The sequence below is a fragment of the Streptomyces chromofuscus genome (genome assembly GCF_015160875.1).
Classification (GTDB): Bacteria; Actinomycetota; Actinomycetes; order Streptomycetales; family Streptomycetaceae; genus Streptomyces; species Streptomyces chromofuscus.
The window spans coordinates 7131305-7148556 of sequence record NZ_CP063374.1 but is presented as its reverse complement, the minus strand read 5'-3'; the positions used below and the strand labels follow the sequence as shown (position 1 = coordinate 7148556).

General features: G+C 72.6%; 17 protein-coding genes and 2 pseudogenes. 10 read left to right on the top strand and 9 right to left on the bottom strand.

All coding sequences use genetic code 11. The features are described from left to right. Positions 1-36: 36 nt before the first annotated feature. The gene (locus tag IPT68_RS32020) at positions 37-1050 is read left to right on the top strand and encodes a lysylphosphatidylglycerol synthase transmembrane domain-containing protein (RefSeq protein WP_189701046.1); all 1014 of its coding nucleotides are present in this window, start codon (positions 37-39) and stop codon (positions 1048-1050) included. Positions 1051-1115: 65 nt separating this feature from the next. Here the strand turns inward: IPT68_RS32020 and IPT68_RS32015 are convergent, their stop codons facing one another. Beyond that, a complete protein-coding gene (locus tag IPT68_RS32015) occupies positions 1116-1856 on the bottom strand; it encodes a cobalt-precorrin-6A reductase (RefSeq protein WP_194074032.1) in 741 nt (246 codons plus the stop codon). A 197-nt stretch (positions 1857-2053) separates the two neighbouring features. Here IPT68_RS32015 and IPT68_RS32010 point away from each other — a divergent pair, with 197 nt between their 5' ends. After that, positions 2054-2866: a TIGR01458 family HAD-type hydrolase gene (locus IPT68_RS32010; RefSeq protein WP_189701047.1), complete on the top strand. Its 813-nt coding sequence runs from the start codon at positions 2054-2056 to the stop codon at positions 2864-2866. Between the two features lie 6 nt (positions 2867-2872). Here IPT68_RS32010 and IPT68_RS32005 read toward each other — a convergent pair whose 3' ends face one another. The 5 genes from IPT68_RS32005 to IPT68_RS31985 form a co-directional block, all read right to left on the bottom strand. Beyond that, a complete protein-coding gene (locus tag IPT68_RS32005) occupies positions 2873-3649 on the bottom strand; it encodes a sulfite exporter TauE/SafE family protein (protein ID WP_189701048.1) in 777 nt (258 codons plus the stop codon). Positions 3650-4045: 396 nt separating this feature from the next. After that, positions 4046-5239, bottom strand: coding sequence for a thiolase family protein (locus IPT68_RS32000; RefSeq protein WP_189701049.1), 1194 nt, complete (start codon positions 5237-5239; stop codon positions 4046-4048). A gap of 466 nt (positions 5240-5705) precedes the next feature. Then, positions 5706-6074, bottom strand: coding sequence for an aldehyde dehydrogenase family protein (locus IPT68_RS31995; protein WP_228040060.1), 369 nt, complete (start codon positions 6072-6074; stop codon positions 5706-5708). A gap of 94 nt (positions 6075-6168) precedes the next feature. Continuing rightward, positions 6169-6933, bottom strand: a complete 765-nt coding sequence (locus IPT68_RS31990) for an SDR family NAD(P)-dependent oxidoreductase (protein WP_189701051.1) — start codon at positions 6931-6933, stop codon at positions 6169-6171. A gap of 114 nt (positions 6934-7047) precedes the next feature. Further along, complete coding sequence (locus IPT68_RS31985) at positions 7048-7590, bottom strand: ester cyclase (protein WP_189701052.1); 543 nt, start codon at positions 7588-7590, stop codon at positions 7048-7050. A gap of 442 nt (positions 7591-8032) precedes the next feature. Here IPT68_RS31985 and IPT68_RS31980 point away from each other — a divergent pair, with 442 nt between their 5' ends. The 6 genes from IPT68_RS31980 (at position 8033) to IPT68_RS31955 (ending at position 12064) form a co-directional block, all read left to right on the top strand. Next, positions 8033-8707, top strand: coding sequence for a TetR/AcrR family transcriptional regulator (locus IPT68_RS31980; protein WP_189701053.1), 675 nt, complete (start codon positions 8033-8035; stop codon positions 8705-8707). A 380-nt stretch (positions 8708-9087) separates the two neighbouring features. Further along, a complete protein-coding gene (locus tag IPT68_RS31975; RefSeq protein WP_189701054.1) occupies positions 9088-9897 on the top strand; it encodes an alpha/beta hydrolase in 810 nt (269 codons plus the stop codon). A 408-nt stretch (positions 9898-10305) separates the two neighbouring features. Next, positions 10306-10569 carry a WhiB family transcriptional regulator gene (locus IPT68_RS31970; RefSeq protein WP_189701097.1) on the top strand — a complete coding sequence of 88 codons (264 nt, stop codon included), beginning with the start codon at positions 10306-10308 and terminating at the stop codon, positions 10567-10569. Further along, entirely contained in the window at positions 10566-11045 is a 480-nt protein-coding gene (locus IPT68_RS31965) for a Dps family protein (RefSeq protein WP_189701055.1), read from the top strand. The genes IPT68_RS31970 and IPT68_RS31965 overlap by 4 nt, the downstream gene beginning before the upstream one ends. Before the next feature lie 39 nt (positions 11046-11084). Then, complete coding sequence (locus IPT68_RS31960; RefSeq protein WP_189701056.1) at positions 11085-11417, top strand: DUF3140 domain-containing protein; 333 nt, start codon at positions 11085-11087, stop codon at positions 11415-11417. Beyond that, positions 11414-12064 carry an endonuclease gene (locus IPT68_RS31955; RefSeq protein WP_189701057.1) on the top strand — a complete coding sequence of 217 codons (651 nt, stop codon included), beginning with the start codon at positions 11414-11416 and terminating at the stop codon, positions 12062-12064. The genes IPT68_RS31960 and IPT68_RS31955 overlap by 4 nt, the downstream gene beginning before the upstream one ends. 217 nt (positions 12065-12281) lie before the next feature. Here the strand turns inward: IPT68_RS31955 and htpG are convergent, their stop codons facing one another. The 3 genes and pseudogenes from htpG to IPT68_RS34440 form a co-directional block, all read right to left on the bottom strand. Beyond that, entirely contained in the window at positions 12282-14114 is a 1833-nt protein-coding gene (gene htpG, locus IPT68_RS31950) for a molecular chaperone HtpG (RefSeq protein ID WP_189701058.1), read from the bottom strand. A gap of 162 nt (positions 14115-14276) precedes the next feature. Then, positions 14277-14516, bottom strand: a complete 240-nt coding sequence (locus tag IPT68_RS31945; protein ID WP_189701059.1) for a hypothetical protein — start codon at positions 14514-14516, stop codon at positions 14277-14279. After that, positions 14512-14730: pseudogene (locus tag IPT68_RS34440) on the bottom strand (amidohydrolase); the annotation flags it as partial. The pseudogene IPT68_RS34440 and the gene IPT68_RS31945, both read right to left, overlap by 5 nt. 480 nt (positions 14731-15210) lie before the next feature. Between IPT68_RS34440 and IPT68_RS31940 the strand changes: the two are divergent. Further along, positions 15211-16491, top strand: a complete 1281-nt coding sequence (locus tag IPT68_RS31940; RefSeq protein WP_189701060.1) for a serine/threonine-protein kinase — start codon at positions 15211-15213, stop codon at positions 16489-16491. A 59-nt stretch (positions 16492-16550) separates the two neighbouring features. After that, a pseudogene (locus IPT68_RS31935) lies at positions 16551-16997 on the top strand (PucR family transcriptional regulator); the annotation flags it as partial. Between the last annotated feature and the right edge of the window lie 255 nt (positions 16998-17252).

Here is a 17252-nt window from a genome sequence, read left to right as displayed (position 1 = left end):
TCCTACCGGGCGCGATGCGGAAGGACGACGTACGCCGTGTCCCTGCTTCGGCCCGCCGCCGCTCTCCCCAGCGCGCTCCCCGCCGCCGCCCCCGTCCGCTCCCCCTCCGCCGAACGTCTCTCCCGCCTCGCCCGGCACGGCCTCACCGCGCTGCCGCTGCTGCTCATCGGCGGGTGGGCCGTCGTCGACTGGCGCTCCGTACACGGCGGCGCCGCCCGGCTGGCCGCCGCCGACGCCGGCTGGCTGCTCGCCGCGCTGTTCTTCACCTGCCTCGGCTGGCCGGCCGCCGCGCTGGTGCGGCAGGGCGCCATCCCCGAACGGCTGCCGCCCGGACTGCTGGTCGCCTCGCAGTTCGCCGCCGGCGCCGCCAACCACGTGCTCCCCGCGAGCATCGGCGCCCACGCGGTGACCCTGCGCTTCCTGCAGGGCCAGGGCATATCCCTGGCCCGGGGCACCGCGTCGCTCGCCCTGTACTCGCTGGTCAAGCCGGTGGCGAAGACGGCCGTGCTGATCGTTTTCCTCGTGGCCTTCCCCGGCATGCTCCAGCTCGGCGAACTCGTCCCCGACGACCGGACCCTCCTGCTGGTCGCCGCCGGCGTGGGCGTCGCCCTCGTCGTCGCCGGCTGCCTGCCGGCCGTCGTCCCCGCGCTGCGCCGCCCGGCCGTCTGCTTCCTGCGCACCGCCCTGACCGACGCCCGGGTGCTGCACACCCGGCCGAGCCGCGTCCTCGCCCTCTGGGGCGGCGCGGCCGCCACCCCGCTGCTCCAGGGCAGCGTGATCGCCACCGTCGGCTTCTCGCTCGGGCTGGAGCTGTCCTGGGCGCAGGTCGTCTTCGCGTTGCTCATCGCCACTACGGCGGTCGGCGCGGTGCCCGCGCCCGGCGGGATCGGGCCGGTGGACGCGGCGCTGGTGTTCACGATGGCCGCGTTCGGCGCACCGGTGGGCCTGGCCACGGCGACCGTCATCGCCTACCGGGTGATCACGGTGTGGGTGCCGCTGCTGCCCGGCGCGCTGGTGCTGTCGGCCCTGGTGCACCGCAAGATCCTTTGAGTCGCCGCTGGGGCCTGTCGCGCGTGCCGGACCCCGCGTCCGCGGCGTGATCCGAACGACAGGCCCTAGCCCAGCCCCAGCCACGCCAGAGCGCCCGGCACGTCCGGCACGGCCGTCGTGCCCTGCGGCAGCGGCGGGCGGCGTACGACGACGACGGGCACGCCGAGGTCACGGGCCGCCGTGAGCTTGGCGGCCGTCGCCTCTCCGCCGCTGTCCTTGGTGACGATCACGTCGATGCGGTGCTCACGCAGCAGCGCCGACTCACCGGCGACGGTGAACGGGCCACGTGACAGGACGAGTTGCACGTGCGGGGGCATCGGCGGCTCGGGCGGTTCCACGGACCGTACGACGAAGTGGGTTCGCGTCAGGTGGGCGAAGGCGGCGAGGCCCAGTCGGCCGGTGGTGAGGAGCACCCGGCGGCCGAGGCGCGGCAGCAGTTCCGCGGCCGCGTCCAGTGAGGCGACCGGGTGCCAGTCGTCCCCGCGGCCCGGCCGCCAGCCCGGCCTGCGCAGCACCAGGGCCGGCGTCCCGGCCCACGCGGCGGCGTGGGCCGCGTTCGCGGTGATCGCCTCGGCGAAGGGGTGGGTGGCGTCCACGACGGCGGCCACCTCGTGGACGCGGAGCCACTCGGCCAGCCCCTCCGCGCCGCCGAACCCGCCGATCCGCACCTCACCGTCGACCGCCCCCGGCCGCGACACCCGCCCCGCCAGCGACGTCGTGACCCGCACCGCCGCGTGGGCCGCCAGCACGGCGGCGAGTTCGCGGGCCTCGGTGGTGCCGCCGAGGATCAGGACGTGACGGGACATGGCGCGAGCGTACGCCAGGGAAGCACGGCCGCCTGCCCTCGCCCGTGTCCCGTCGCAGAGGCGTCGAAGGGGGTGCCGGGGACGTCCGAGAGGGCATCCCTGGACGCGGCCGATCGGCCCGCCTCGCGCCTCCGCCGTCCGCCACGACCCGGCACACCGCACACCGCACACCGCACACAAGTGGCTATCGTCCGGGCATGGACTCAGTGCACGCCGTGCTCATCGACATCGACGGCGTCCTCACCGTCTCGTGGCGGCCACTGCCCGGCGCGGTCGAGGCGTTGCGCGAGATCCGGGACGCGGGACTGCCGGTCGCCCTGGTCACCAACACCACCTCCCGCACGCGCGCGTCCATCGCCGGGACGCTCGCGGACGCGGGCTTCGAGGTGACGGCGCGGGACATCCTGACCGCGCCGGCCGTCACCGCCGCGTATCTCGCCGAGCGGTTCCCGGGGGCGCGGTGCGCGCTGCTGAACAGCGGGGACATCCGGGAGGACCTGGAGGGCGTGAGCCTGGTGGACGACGACACGTTCGCCGAGGGCGCGGGCGCGCCGGTGGACGTCGTGGTCGTCGGGGGCGCCGGGCCCGAGTTCACCTACACCGCACTCAACCGTGCCTTCGGCCGGCTGCAGCGCGGAGCACGGCTCGTCGCCATGCACCGCAACCTGTACTGGCGCACGCAGGACGGCCTGCAACTCGACACCGGGGCGTTCCTGGCCGGGCTGGAGCGGGCCGCTCGCACCGAGGCCGAGGTGACCGGCAAGCCGTCGGCCGCGTTCTTCGAGGCCGCGCTGGGCCGGCTCGGCGTGCCGGCGGACCAGGCCGTGATGGTGGGTGACGACATCGAGTCCGACGTCCTCGGAGCACAGCGGGCCGGGGTGACCGGGGTGCTGGTGAAGACCGGCAAGTACCTGCCGGAGACGCACCGGGCGGCCGGCGGCACGCCGGACCACGTGGTCGACTCCTTCGCCGACGTACCGGCGTTGCTGGGGCTCGGCCGACGGCGCTGAGGGCGGCTAGCGCAGCAGCAGTTGCAGGCCGCCCAGCACCGTCGCCGCGATCACCAGCTGCTCGAACAGCCGCTGGTTGATGCGGCTCACAGCCCATTTGCCGATCAACGCTCCGGGCACGACGAACGCCACGAGGGCGGCGTCGAGCAGCAGCGACCGCCCGTCGATCAGTCCGAGCCCCGCGCTGAAGGGCACCTTGGACACGTTGACGATCAGGAAGAAGAACGCCGACGTGCCGAGGAAGCCCAGCTTCCGGAAGCCCGCCGACAGCAGGTACATGGACATCACCGGGCCACCCGCGTTGGCGACCATCGTGGTGAAGCCGCCGAGGACGCCGTACGAACGGGCCTTGATCCGGCCCGCCCCGCCGGTCACCGAGTCCGGCTCCTCCGCCGGCGCGCCCGCCGCGCGCCGGCGCCACACCGTCACGCCCGCCATCAGCAGCAGGATCACCCCGATCGAGGTCCGCACGACCTGGTCGTCGGCCCACACCAGGAACAGCGTGCCGACCACCACGCCCGCCGCGACCGCCGGGAACAGCCGCCACAGCGTGGGCCAGTGGGCGTGCCGCCGGTAGGTGAGGACCGCGAGCACGTCCCCGGCGATGAGGACCGGCAGCAGGACCCCGGTGGAGGCGCGGGCCGGCAGCACGGCCGCGAAGATCGCGAGGCTGACCGTGTTGGCCCCGCTCACGGCGGTCTTGGAGAAGCCGACCAGGAGCGCGGCGAAGGCCAGGGCGGCGAACTCCCAGCCGGTGATGTGCCAGAGCGTCATCGTGTCCATGCGGACACCGATGCTATGCCCATGCAACTGGCCGCCGTAAGCAGCGTCTCACCAGACGGCTCCCCGCACCGCGAGTGGCGCATCGCCACACCACACTGGTCCCGCCCGAGTCCGACGCCCGCGCCCACGTCCGACGCGTCCGCGCCCCCCGCCCGACACCACACGCCGTCTCCCCAGACCCCGACACCCGGCGCTCCCACCACCGAGCCCGACGCCCCGAGCCCGACTCCCCGGACCCCGCACCGCGCACCCCGCACCCCGCACCCCCGCACCCCGGACCCCGGACCCCGGACCCCGCAGTCGGCGTATCGGGTCCGCAGCTCCCGCTTCGGCGCTCCGGCGCTCCGTTTCCTGGCCGCGGCTCCGGCTGCTGCGGCGTGCGTCGAGCGACAGCCCCTAGCCCTGGTGCCGCTCCACCAGCAGCGCGCTTCCCTGCCCCACGCCCACGCACATCGTCGCCAGCCCGCGCGCCGCGCCCGTGCGGCGCATCCGGTGCAGCAGGGTGGTCAGGATGCGGGCGCCGGAGCAGCCCAGCGGGTGGCCGAGGGCGATGGCCCCGCCGGTCGGGTTGACCAGGCCCGGGTCGATGCCGAGGCGGTCCACGCAGGCGAGCGCCTGAGCGGCGAACGCCTCGTTGAACTCGGCCTCCTCGATGTCGCCGATGCTCCACCGGGCGCGCGCCAGCGCCTTCTGGGTGGCGGGGACGGGGCCGATGCCCATGACGTCCGGGTGGACGCCGGCCGAGGCGCCGGCGACGTACCGGCCCAGCGACTCGAGCCCCAACTCGTTCAGGGCCTCCTCGCTGACCAGCAGGAGTCCGGCGGCACCGTCGTTCATCGGGGAGGCGTTGCCCGCGGTCACCGTGCCGCCCTCGCGGAAGACGGGCTTCAGCCGGGCCAGCTTCTCGTACGACGTGTCCTCGCGGACGCCTTCGTCGCTGTCGACCACCACACCGTCGGGGCGGCGCACCGGCAGGAGTTCGTCGTCGAAGTGGCCGTTCTTGCGGGCGTCGGCGGCCAGCCGGTGACTGCGCAGCGCGAACTCGTCCTGGCGTTCGCGCGGGACGCCGTACCGCTCGGCGACCTCCTCCGCGGTCTCCCCCATGGACAGCAGGCCGTGCAGTTCCTTCATCGCCGGGTTGACCAGGCGCCAGCCGAGGCGGGTGTCGGCGGTCTCGATGCGGTGCGGCAGGGCCTCGTCTGGGCGGGGCAGGACGAAGGGAGCGCGGCTCATCGACTCGGAGCCGCCCGCGAGGACGACGTCGGCCTCGCCCGCGGCGATGGTGCGGGCCGCCAGGGTGACCGCTTCGAGGCCGGAGGCGCACAGGCGGTTGACGGTGGCGCCCGGGACGGACTCGGGCAGGCCGGCGAGCAGGGCGGCCATGCGGGCGACGTTGCGGTTGTCCTCGCCGGCCTGGTTGGCGGCGCCCCAGTAGACGTCGTCGATGCGGGCCGGGTCGAGCGCGGGGACGTCGGCGACGAGGCCGCGGACGACCGTCGCGGCGAGATCGTCCGGGCGGACGGAGGACAGGGCTCCGCGCAGTTTGCCGATGGGGGTGCGGCGGGCTGCCGCGAAGTGGACGGGACGCACGACAGGTCTCCTGACCGGGGGCCGGATCAGCAGCCCCGCAGGTTAATTAGCGCTGCTAGTTTCGGAGGATATACCAGGCGTCTCTTGTCCGGCTGGTGCGACGCGATCAGCTGGTGCGGGGCAACAGACGGATACGGCATTGACGCGGCTCTCGAGGCCATCGTGGAACGCATACGCACACGTGCACCACCCTTCGCCGCAGGATCAGGGCGTCACCCCAAGAAAAGGGAGGCGATGGTGCTGTCGGATTGATGGAGGTGCCCGCGCCTGCGGCGTTCTCCGCTTCGAGTTCGGCGTTGCGCGGGCTCAGTGCCTGGATGTGGTTGGCGTAGGTGGTGATGGTGGCGATCAGTGGGAGCGGTTCATCGCGGTGCGGGTGCTGCGCCGGCCACGGTCGGCGCCAGGCATGGCCGGCCGTCCACGCGGCTCTCGTCACCACGGTCGCCCACGGCCGGGAGGGCACCGGCTAGCGATTGACGGCCCGCAGCCGGTGGTCCAGGCGGGGTGTGGGTTGCCGGTCCGGCTGGGCGGGATCGATGGTCGCCTGCAGGAAGCGACCCTGGCGGACGACGGTGGCGAACTTGCGGAACACACCGGCGGTACGGGTCGCCTCGCCTTCGAACTGGGCGGCAGGCAGGCCGGTCTCCAGGGCGGTGCGGGCGGCGAGTTCCTCCTTGACCGCCTCCAGCTTGTCCGCGATGAGATCGAGGAGCGCGGCCCGCTCGGCGAGCCCGGTGTGGCTGTAGCTGTCGAAGGCTTCGTCGGCGAGACGGACCGCGCGGTCGACCTCGGCCGCACCGCCGAAGGCGAACTCGGGTTGGCCGGGGCTTGGCACACGGCCGCCATACGCAGCTGTCCCGGTCGGGGTCGGCACAGCCGACCTCGCCGGGACAGAACACTGCTATGTCTCAACATGGGGACCGGTCGTGTTACCAGGCGCTCGCACCGCCGTCCACAGCGTAGTTGGCGCCCGTGATGTATGCCGCGCGGTCCGAAGCGAGGAACGCGGCCAGCTCGACGACTTCCTCGGGGCGAGCGAAGCGCTTGAGGAGCGTCTTGCTGATGATCGCGTCCCGGGCGGCCTGGTTGTCCCCCAGGTCACGGTCGCTGGCCGGGGTCAGGACCGGGCCAGGACTGATCGCCACCGCACGGATCCCATGAGGGGCGCCCTCCAGCGCGAGCTGTCGCGTCATGCCGATGACACCGGCGTTGGCTGCCGTGTGCGCGACCATGGGGGGAGTCGAACCCGCGATCAGGCCGGCCTCCGACGCGACGTTGATGATGACGCCGCCACCACGGCGGACCAGATACGGCCAGGTGAACTTCGACACGAAGAAGGGAATGTCGAGTTCACCGGCTTCGGTCGCACGCCAGTCCTCCACCGAGAAGTCCGGCATGGGGCCGAAGCGCTGCATGGCCGCGTTGTTGTAGACCACGTCGAGCCCGCCGTAAGCGGCGGCGGCGTCATCGGCCAACTGCTGCACCGCGTCCGGGTCGGTGAGATCGACCGGCGCGATGCCCGTCATCTCGCCGCCGGCGCTGCGTACGAGCTCGATGGTCTCCTTGTTGGCCTCGACCTGGATGTCGGCGCCGACGACCTGTGCACCCTCTCTCGCGAAGATGAGTGCCGCGACGCGGCCCATGCCTCCGGCGGTGCCGGTGATGAGCGCTACCTTGCCGTCGAGTGTTCCCATGGAACTGCTCCTGGTTCTGATGTGCGCGGCGCCGGTGTGCACCGCGCGGGTGTGCTGGGGTGGCGCCGAGCCGCCCGGCCCTGAACTGCGCCAGGGCCGGGGGCCGACGCTGGTTTAGTTGGCGCTGGGGGTGACGGACTCCGGCGGCGTCTCACCGCGGAGCTCGTCCAGGAACCTGCCGAAGTTCCCCTCCGACCAGTGCTCGACCGACTGGCCCTGGACCACGCGGTCGATGGAGATTCCGCTCAGCGTGACCTGGCGACCGGAGGCGGGGATACCGAAGACCGTGCCGGTGTGGACGCCCGTGAAACTCCAGCGCGTGACGACCTTGTTGCCCTCCACGATCTGGTCAAGGATGGTCATCTTGAAGCCGGTGAGCCCCGCCTTGATGTTGAGGTCGCCCGCGAGCCAGGACTCGCGGTCCTCGGGCCCGTTGAACCCGTGCAGCAACAGGTCCTTCGAGATGTAGCGGTCGAAGCCGGCGGCGAGGTCTCCGTTGTAGCTGCCGTAGAACGCCGAGGAGACCTCCAGCGGCGAGAGGTAGTGCCGGTCGGACGAGTCCGCCGAGGACGAGGCCGCGGGAAGCGGTGCCTCGCTCTGCGCCGACGCCGGGACTGCTGCCGCGGTCAGGGCGGCGGCGACGGCCAGGCCGGCCATGGCACCGATCACCCTCCGGCGGCGCCGACGCGTGGAGGCGGAGCTGCGGGCTGATGCGGACTCAAGATCCTGCTGGGAAGTCACAGATCACTCCTGAGGAACGGTCGGCCTCTGCCGACCTCGCCAATTTTTGCTTGACTCATCAAGCATGTGCCTGAGTCTGACAGGCGTCAAGCTGTTCCGGGACGCGGGCACCTGCCTTCGCGCCACACCCCTCGGATGACAACCACCATGCAAGACTTGAGCCGCACACCCGGACGGACGACCACCCGCCGCGGCCGCCGCGAAGTGGCGGCATTCGACGAGGGGCAGGTCGGCACGGGTAACTCGCTGGTCGAACGAGGGCCATACGCCGACCCCCGGGGGCGACCGGCGCGACGGTCGACAGCGCGTGCGAACGACCCAGAGCGGACCGAAAGGCGGCGAACGGAAAGATGCCGGAGTGACCGACACAACACACGAGGTTGCGAAAATCAGGACGCGCGGCAAGTACACCCCGGTGGAACTGGACGAGAGCGAGATCCTTCGCCGCGGCCTCGACACCTTCGCCGAACTCGGGTATGCCGCGACCACAGTCCGAGAGCTGGCCCGGCGGCTCGGCGTCAGCCACAACTTCATCAACGACCGCTACAGGTCGAAGGAGAACTTCTGGCGCGCTGTCGTCGACTTCGCACTGCTGGACGTCCAGGCCGGGCTCGACGAGCGACTGGCGGAGTGCCACGACGACGAGGAACGACTGAGGAACGTCATCATCCAGCTGTACCGGCTGTCCGCGAACGCCTCGGCGATGAACCGGCTGATGGCGGATGAGTCGACTCGCGACTCCAGCCGCTTGGACCATCTCCACCGCCGGTTCGTCAAGCCGTTCTGGGACAGCATCGAGCCGACGATCAGCAACCTGGTGGCAGCCGGACGCATCCCACGTGTGCCGACGCACCTTCTGTACTTCGCCGTCACCGGGCCCGCGCTGGCTCTCGCGCAGGACCCGATCGCCGACCGGCTGAACCCCGCCGTCGCGCCGGTGGCGGAACAGGACAGGAACAGCATGGCGGACGCGCTCTCCACCCTCGTCCTCCACGGTCTGCTGCCGCCTTCGCGAAGCGACACCACCGCCTGACAAGGCATCCCTCCCGCAAGCACGGCGCGATCAGCGCCGTGCTTGCGGGAGCACGGCGCGATCAGCGCGCCGACGGCGCCCACCGCAGTCCTGCGGCCATGCAGCAGCACTACCGCCCTGCAGCCCCGCGGTCCTCCACCGCATACGCCCCTGCTGCCGTACGCCGCCGTACCGCGTCGGACACCGGTTTCGGACCTCAGGCCGACCTGCCGCGACTGGATGATTGCGAGCATCCACTTGCATGCGGAAGCCGCATTTGCACAGCAAGTATCCGGCTTGCTGGATGATGTGCGTAATCTTGCCATGGACCGCCGGGTCCCGCCCTGAAAAGATCCCTGAAAAGATCCCGGGAAGCCTTCACCGACGCAGTTGGGGTAACCATGGCCGACGCCCGCGAGCACCTCCTCACCGGCACCCGGGGAGCGATCAGCGCCCGCGAGTGGCCGCACCCGGACCCGGCCTGCCTCGTTCTCGTCTCGCACGGCTACGGGGAGCACATGGGCCGGTACGAGGGGCCGGCCGAGGTCTTCGGGGAGTACGGGGCCGCCGTCTTCGGCCCGGATCACCTGGGGCACGGCGGGTCCGCGGGCGAGCGGGTGCTGGTCGAGGACTTCGAGGACGTCGTCACCGATCTGCATACGGTCGCCGAACGGGTCGGGGCTGCGTACCCGGGCGTGCCGCTGGTGCTGGTCGGGCACTCCATGGGCGGCCTGATCGCAGCCCGCTACGCCCAGCGCCACGGTGCCGGACTGGCCGCGCTCGTGCTCTCAGGGCCGGTGATCGGCGCTTGGGAGACGCCTGGCCTGCTGCTCGCGCACGACGAGATCCCCGACGTCCCGGTCAACCCGGCCGCGCTGTCCCGCGACCCCGCCGTGGGGGCCGCCTACGCCGCCGATCCGCTGGTCTGGCACGGCCCGATGAAGCGGCCGACGCTGGAGGCGTTCGCCCGGACCCTGCGGGACGTGGCCGAGAGCGGGGACGTGGGCGCCCTGCCGGTGCTGTGGCTGCACGGGGACGACGACCGGCTGGTCCCACTCGCCGGGAGCCGGATCGGCGTGGAACGGCTGAGCGGGGGCGCCCTGACCGAACGGATCTATCCGGGCGCGCGGCACGAGGTCTTCCACGAGACGAACAAGGCGGAGGTCTTCGCGGACGTGACCCGCTTCCTGGACGAGGTGCTCGCCGGCTGAGACGCCGCCCCCGCCACAGGCGCCCGCCCGCTGACACGCCACCCCCGCCACGGGTGCCCGTCGACTGAGACCGCGCTCCCGCCACAGGCGCCCAACCGCTGACACGCCACCCCCCGCCACAGGCACCCAACCGCTGACACCGCGCCCCGTCTCAGGCGCCCGCCGGCTGAGACGGCGCCCCCGTCACGGGTGCCCACCCGCTGACACGCCACGGGTGCCCGCCGACTGAGACCGCGCTCCCGTCACAGGCGCCCGCCGACTCAGACCGCGCTCCCGCCACAGGCACCCGCCGACTCAGACCGCGCTCCCGCCACAGGCACCCGCCGGCTGAGACGGCGCCCCCGGGCCAGGTGCTCGCAGGTTGAGACATGCCGTTTGCACCGGTTCGCCCGGGGCACCCGCGCCCGCATGGAGTGGTTGCGGCGAGCCGCCTGCGTGGGTGAGGACCCTGAGATGTTCTTCCCCGTGGGCACGACGGGACCGGCGCTCCGGGACATCGCGGCCGCCAAGCGCGTCTGCGCCCGGTGCACGGTGATGGCCCAATGTCTGCGCTACGCGCTGAGCAGCGGGCAGACGTCGGGCGTGTGGGGCGGGACCGGCGAGCACGAACGCGCCGAACTGCTCCGTACGACAAGGACCAGGGACGACATGAAAGGGAGAAACGCACCATGACCGTCGTGAGGAGCACACTGCCCGACGAGGCGCGGCAGGTCACCGGCGACGCGCTCCAGGAGACCCTGGTGGATCTGCTCGGACTGTCGCTCACCGGGAAGCAGGCGCACTGGAACATCGTGGGCCCCCGCTTCCGCTCGATCCACCTCCAACTGGACGAGGTGGTCTCGGCCGCCCGCGGCTTCGCCGACACGGTGGCGGAGCGCGCCGCCGCACTCGGCACCCCGCCGGACGGCCGCCCCGAGACCGTCGCCGCCCGCTTCTCGCTGCCCGCCCCCAAGGACGGCTGGCTGCGCGACGACGAGGTCGTCCAGCTGATGGTGGAGGCGCTGGATGCGGCCATCGGCCGGCTGCGGTCGCGGATCGAGGCGACCGAGAAGCCGGACCCGGTCACCCAGGACCTGCTCATCTCCATCACCGCGGAGCTGGAGAAGCAGCGGTGGATGTTCGAGGCGGAGAACGCCCCGCGCGACTGACCGCCGCACGGCACGACCGTACGAAGGAGGGAGGGGCGGATGACCGATGCCCTCGAACTCGACGCGCTGTGGGAGAACTTCCACCGCGCGGTGAACATGACCTCGCAGGAGCTGGCCGCCTGGCTGCGGGTCCGCGACGCCGCCGAGGACACGGAACCGCTGCCGGAGCAGGCCGGCACGCCCACCGGACAGCACGTGCTCGCGATCCTGCAGAAGCGGCGCACCGACCTCACCGACGACGACATCCAGGTGATGTACGACGTGGTGGACACGGTCGGCGCCCTCGTGGACGTGGAGAACGAGCCCGAGCCGGAGCAGACCCGCCACCGGCACCAGCTGATGACGCTGGGCCACGACCCGCTGAAGCCATGACCGGCAGACAGCAGCGGGTCGTGCGCGAGCTGCTGAACGCGCACGGACGCACGTACGCCGAGGAGGCCGGCATCCGGCTGCGGGACACGCCGCAGCCGCTGTACCGGCTCCAGGTGCTGTCGCTGCTGCTCAGCGCCCGGATCCGGGCATCGCTGGCCGTCGCGGCGGCGCGCGCCCTGCACGAGGCGGGGCTGCGCGACGCGCGGCGGATGGCCGGGGCCGACTGGCAGGACCGGGTGGACGCACTGGGCCGGGGCGGCTACCGGCGCTACGACGAGCGCACGGCCACCCAGCTCGGCGACGGCGCGCAGCTGCTGATCGACCGCTGGGGCGGCGATCTGCGACGACTGCGCGAGGAGGCCGGCGGCGACGTCGACGCGCTGCGCCGGCTGCTGCAGGAGATCCCCGGTGTCGGACCCACGGGCGCCGACATCTTCCTGCGCGAGGCCCAGCGCGTCTGGCCCGAGGCCGCTCCGTACCTGGACGCCAAGGCGCTGTCCGGCGCGGAGCGGCTCGGCCTGCCGAAGGATCCCGACCGCCTGGTGGAACTCGCCGGTGACGCCGAGCCGACGGTGCTCGCCGCGGCGCTGGTGCGGGCGGCGCTGGACAAGGAGGTGGCCAAGGACAGCCTGCGCCGCGCGGCCTGACCCCACGCCACCCGACACCCGAGCACCCGCCACCGGCAGCGGCAGCGGCAGCGGCACGGAGGAACCCTCACCACCGGCAGCCGACGCCCAGTACCCCTCACCACCGGCAACCGGCGCCCCGGACGCCACCACCCGCAGCCGGCGCTCAGGCGGTCACCAGGCCGCCCACCGCCCGCAGCCGGCGCCTCACCCCACGCCATTCACCGAAGCGTGCCGGTCACACGGTCCGGGCCAGTCGGTCGGCGAGCAGCTTGGCGAAGCGTGCCGGGTCGGACAGGTCGCCGCCTTCCGCGAGGAGGGCCGTGCCGTACAGCAGCTCCGCCGTTTCGGTCAGCTCCGCGTCCTGCGCACCGCGCTGCTCGAACGCCGTGTTCAACCCGCTGACCAGCGGATGCTCCGGGTTCAGCTCCAGGACGCGCTTCACCGGCGGCAGCTCCTGGCCCATCGCCCGGTACATCTTCTCCAGCGTCGGCGTGAGGCCCTCGGCGTCGTTGACCAGGCACGCCGGTGAGCTGGTCAGCCGCGTCGTCAGCCGGACGTCCTTCACGTCGTCGAGCGTCTCGTTGAGCCAGGTCAGCAGTGCCGCGTATGCGCCTGACCGCTCCTGCGACACTTCCTCACCGGAGGGCAGGTCGACCGCGCCGCGGGCGACGGACTGGAACTCCTTGCCCTCGAAGTCCCGCACCGCCTCCACCCAGATCTCGTCGACCGGGTCGGTGAGCAGCAGGACCTCGTACTCCTTGGCCCGGAACGCCTCCATGTGCGGAGAGTTCTCGATCTGCGCGCGGCTTTCGCCGGTCATGAAGTAGATTTTGTCCTGGCCGTCCTTCATCCGGGCGACGTACTCGGACAGGGTGGTCGGCTCCTCGCCCGCGGTGGAGGCGAACGACGCGATGTCGAGGATCGCCTTGTGGTCCTCGGGCGCGCCGAGCAGTCCCTCCTTGACCACCCGGCCGAACTCCCGCCAGAACGTGCGGTACTTCTCGGGGTCGTTGCGCATGAGGTCCTTGACGGTCGACAGGACCTTCTTCGCGAGGCGACGGCGGATCATCTGGATGTGCCGGTCCTGCTGGAGGATCTCGCGGGAGATGTTCAGCGACAGGTCGGCGGCGTCGACGACTCCCTTGACGAAGCGGAGGTGGTCGGGCAGCAGCTCACGGCTGTCGTCCATGATGAACACGCGCTTGACGTAGAGCTGGACGCCGTGGCGGGCGTCGCGCTGGAACAGGTCGTGCGGGGCGCGCGCCGGGAGGAACAGCAGGGCCTCGTACTCGAAGGTGCCCTCCGCCCTCATCCGGATGATGTCGAGAGGCTCCGACCAGTCGTGGCTGATGTGCCGGTAGAACTCCCGGTACTCCTCGTCCTTCACCTCCGAACGCGGCCGTGCCCACAGCGCCTTCATCGAGTTCAGGGTCTCGTCCCCCATGCGGATGGGGTACGAGATGAAGTCCGAGTACCGCTTGACGATCTCCCGGATCTTCCATTCGTCGGCGTAGTCGTGGAGGGCGTCCTCCTCGTCGGCGGGACGCAGGTGAACGGTCACCGACGTGCCCTCCGGCACGTCCTCGACGGTCTCGATCGTGTACGTGCCGTCGCCGTCCGACTCCCAGCGCACGCCGGTCTCCTCGCCGGCCTTGCGCGTGAGCAGGCTGACCTTGTCGGCGACCATGAAGACGGAGTAGAAGCCGACGCCGAACTGGCCGATCAGCTCCGCCGGCTCCTTGTTCTCCCGGAGGCGGCGCAGCGTCTCGGCCGTACCGGACCTGGCGATGGTGCCGATCAGGCCCACCACGTCGTCGCGGGACATGCCGATGCCGTTGTCCCGCACGGTGAGCGTGCGGGCGTCCTTGTCCGCCGCGATGTCGACGTGCAGGTCGTCGGTCCGCAGACGGTCGTCCTTGAGACCGGCGAGACGCCGCTTGTCCAGGGCGTCGGAGGCGTTGGAGATCAGTTCCCGCAGGAAGATGTCCTTGTTCGAGTAGATCGAGTGGACCATCAACTGCAGGAGCTGCCGCGCTTCGGCCTGGAACTCCAGCGTCTCGGTGCTCATTGCATCCCTCCTGGTCGAACGATGTGCGCGAGCGGGTGCCATCGAAATCTGACATACCGGCGACAGCCTGCACAAGCGGCCTCGGCGCAACGCGCCGGGGCCTGCCGCCGCGTACCGGGCCGCGGCAGGCAGCGTGTGCCTGGTGAGCCGCCGGAGGCAGCCCTAGGAGCCGCCGCGGCCCAGTCGGCTCATGGCCGCCGACACCAGCGTCTGCACCCCGGGCACGAGCACCGACAGGTCGGGCGCGAACAGCGGGCTGTGGTTGCCGGGGACGCTGCCCAGCCGCTCCAGCAGGCCCTCGCCGGACGCCGCCTCCCACACTTCGGCCGGGGTGGTCGTGACGTACCAGTAGTCGTACGGCACTCCCGCCGGCGCCGGCAGGGAGAAGTCCTCGCTGCCCATCGCCGGGCCGAAGTCGCAGGGCGTCCATGTCGCCGCGCAGCCGGACGACCGGCCCGTCCCCGTTCGCGAGCACGCCGACGACGCCGGTACGGCCGACCCCTTCCGTCACCTCGTATCCCGCCGCGCGCAGCCGGGCGGCCAGCCGGGCGGCGGTCCGGTGTTCCTGGAAGGCGAGTTCGGGGTGGCGGTGCAGGTCGCGGTAGAGGTCCTTCAGGCCGTCGGGTTCGAGCCCGCGGTGAGTTCGAGGGTGAGGCGTGCGGCGGCCGGTTCGCTCATGCTGCTTCCTTCTCCTCCGACGTGGGCCCGCCCGGCAACGGTGGCGGCGTGCACGGTTGTTCGGCCTTGCGACGGTCATCCTGCCGTGTGCCCGCGCGGACCGGTCGGTCCTCCCCCGGGGCGGCCTCGCAGGCGGCACCGCCGCCGCACGGCCATGACGTCGACGAGCAGAGGGCGCTGCCCGACCGTCCGTTGCCGCCGTCGCACCTGTCGCGCTGCCGAAGCAAAAGGTCGCTCACCGGGCTGACGTCGGGTCCCGGCCCGGCCCGGACCCGGCGGTCGTCCGTACGGGTGATCAAGAGCACCGTTCCGCGGCCGGTACGCTGTGGCAGCTGCGGCAATCCCCACCTCACCCGCACCGACGGTGAGTTGTGGCCTGCGGCGCCGAGACGTCACACAGCATGAGGATGAATCACAGGTGCTCATAGCGGGCCGGTACCAGCTGCAGGATCCGATCGGGCGGGGCGCGATGGGAGAGGTCTGGCGGGCGTACGACGAGACGCTCGGCCGGCCGGTCGCGGTCAAGCTGCTGCTGCCCCAGGACTCCGACCCGACGGCCGCGTCACGCTTCCGTCTGGAGGCGCAGACAGCCGGGCGGCTGCATCATCCGTACGTGGTGGGCGTGCTGGACTTCGGCTCGTACGAGGACCGGCTGTTCCTGGTCATGGAGCTGGTCGACGGCGACAGCCTGGCCCGTGTGCTCGCCGAGACGGGCCCGCAGCCCGCGGAGCGCGTGGCGCGGATCGCCTCGCAGGCGGCCGCCGGGCTTGCCGCCGCGCACCAGCAGGGCATCGTGCACCGCGACATCAAACCGGCCAACCTGCTGCTGGACGCCGACGGCACGCTGAAGATCGGTGACTTCGGCATCGCCCGCTTCCTCGACGACCCGGCCGCCGCGCTCACCGCCACCGGCCAGATCGTCGGCACCAGCCTCTACCTGGCCCCGGAACGCGCGCTCGGCCGTCCCGCGGGGCCGGCCAGCGACGTGTACTCGCTGGGCTGCGTGCTGTACCAACTCCTCACCGGGCGGCCGCCGTTCCAGGCCGACACCCCCATCGCCATCCTCCACCAGCACCTCGACGCCGCCCCGGTCCCGCCCCGGCAGCTCGGCGCCCAACTCCCGCCCGCCTTCGAGAGCTACCTGCTGGGCCTGCTGGCCAAGCAGCCCGAGCACCGGCCCGGCGCCGCCCAGGTCGCCGACTGGTTCGCGGGGGGCGCCTGGCAGGGACGCCCCGAGCCGCTGCCCGCCACCGCGCCGGCGCCCGTCGCGGCACGTCGGGCGCCGGCGCCGGCGCCCGCGGCGGCGATGGGCGGGACGGGGCAGGCGACGACGTACAAGCTGCCGTCCTCCGGCAGGTCCGCGACGCGGCGCCGCAGCCGGCCGGGGGCGCGCGAGGTGCTCGCACGGCCGCGCGTAGCGGGCGCCGCCGCGGCGGTGGGACTGTTCCTGGCGGCGCTGATCGTCGGCATGGTGTGGTTCTCGCCCGACGACACCGCGGCGGAGGGTTCCGAGAAGGACGCCCCCGGCACCACGCCCACGGTCACCACCACCCCCAGCGGGTCGACGTCTCCGACCGCCCTGTCCGCCGAGACGTCACCCAGCCCCAAGGCGGCGCCGGTCAGCGAGACGGCCAAGGACGAGAAACGGGAACGGCGACGCCAGGCGGACGAGGAAGGCGACGACGAGGGCGAGGACTGACTCTCCGCCCGGCTCCATCCCTCGCGACGCTGCCCCCCAGCCGGGCCTGCCGCTCGCGAGGGTGCCGTCCCCAGCCAGGTCGGCCGCAGTCCGGCGCGGGCGGCGTGGTGCACTCGTACGAGGAGGCCCTCAGCACCCTGCAACTGGCGCGGCGGCCGGCGCTGGACGAGCCGGTGGTGCGGGCCGCCGAGCTGCTGGTGTACCCGGTGCTCACCCGTGACCGGCAGGCGATGGCCGACCTCGTGCTGAGCGCGCTGGGGCCGCTGCGCCGGGCCCGGGGCGGCGCCGAGCCGCTGCTGCAGACGCTGGAGGTGTCCTTCGAGGCGGGCTGCGTCGCCGCCGAGGCGGCCCGGCGGCTCGCGCTGAGCGTGCGCGCCCTGACCTGCCGTCTGGAGCGCATCCGCGAACCGACCGGCGCGAATCCGGCGGAGCCGATGCACCGATGCACCTTGCGGACGGCCGTGATCGGCGCCCGCCTGCTGGACTGGCCCACCCAGGACCTCTGACGCCCCGAACGGACCCGTCCCGGCCGGCCCAGCCATGCCCGGACGGGACACCGCCCGTCGTCCCGCGCGCCCCCGGAAGGGACCGCGCCCCTCGAAAACCCGACACCCCCGGACGGGCCCCTCCCCCGAAGTCCGCCTCCCCGGACGCGAACCGGCCCCGCGGTGTCCCGCCGGGCCGCCCCGCGGGCCCCGTACGGACCACCCCGCGCAATCCCGCACGCTCCCCGGGGGACTGCCCGGCGACCGGGACCGGCT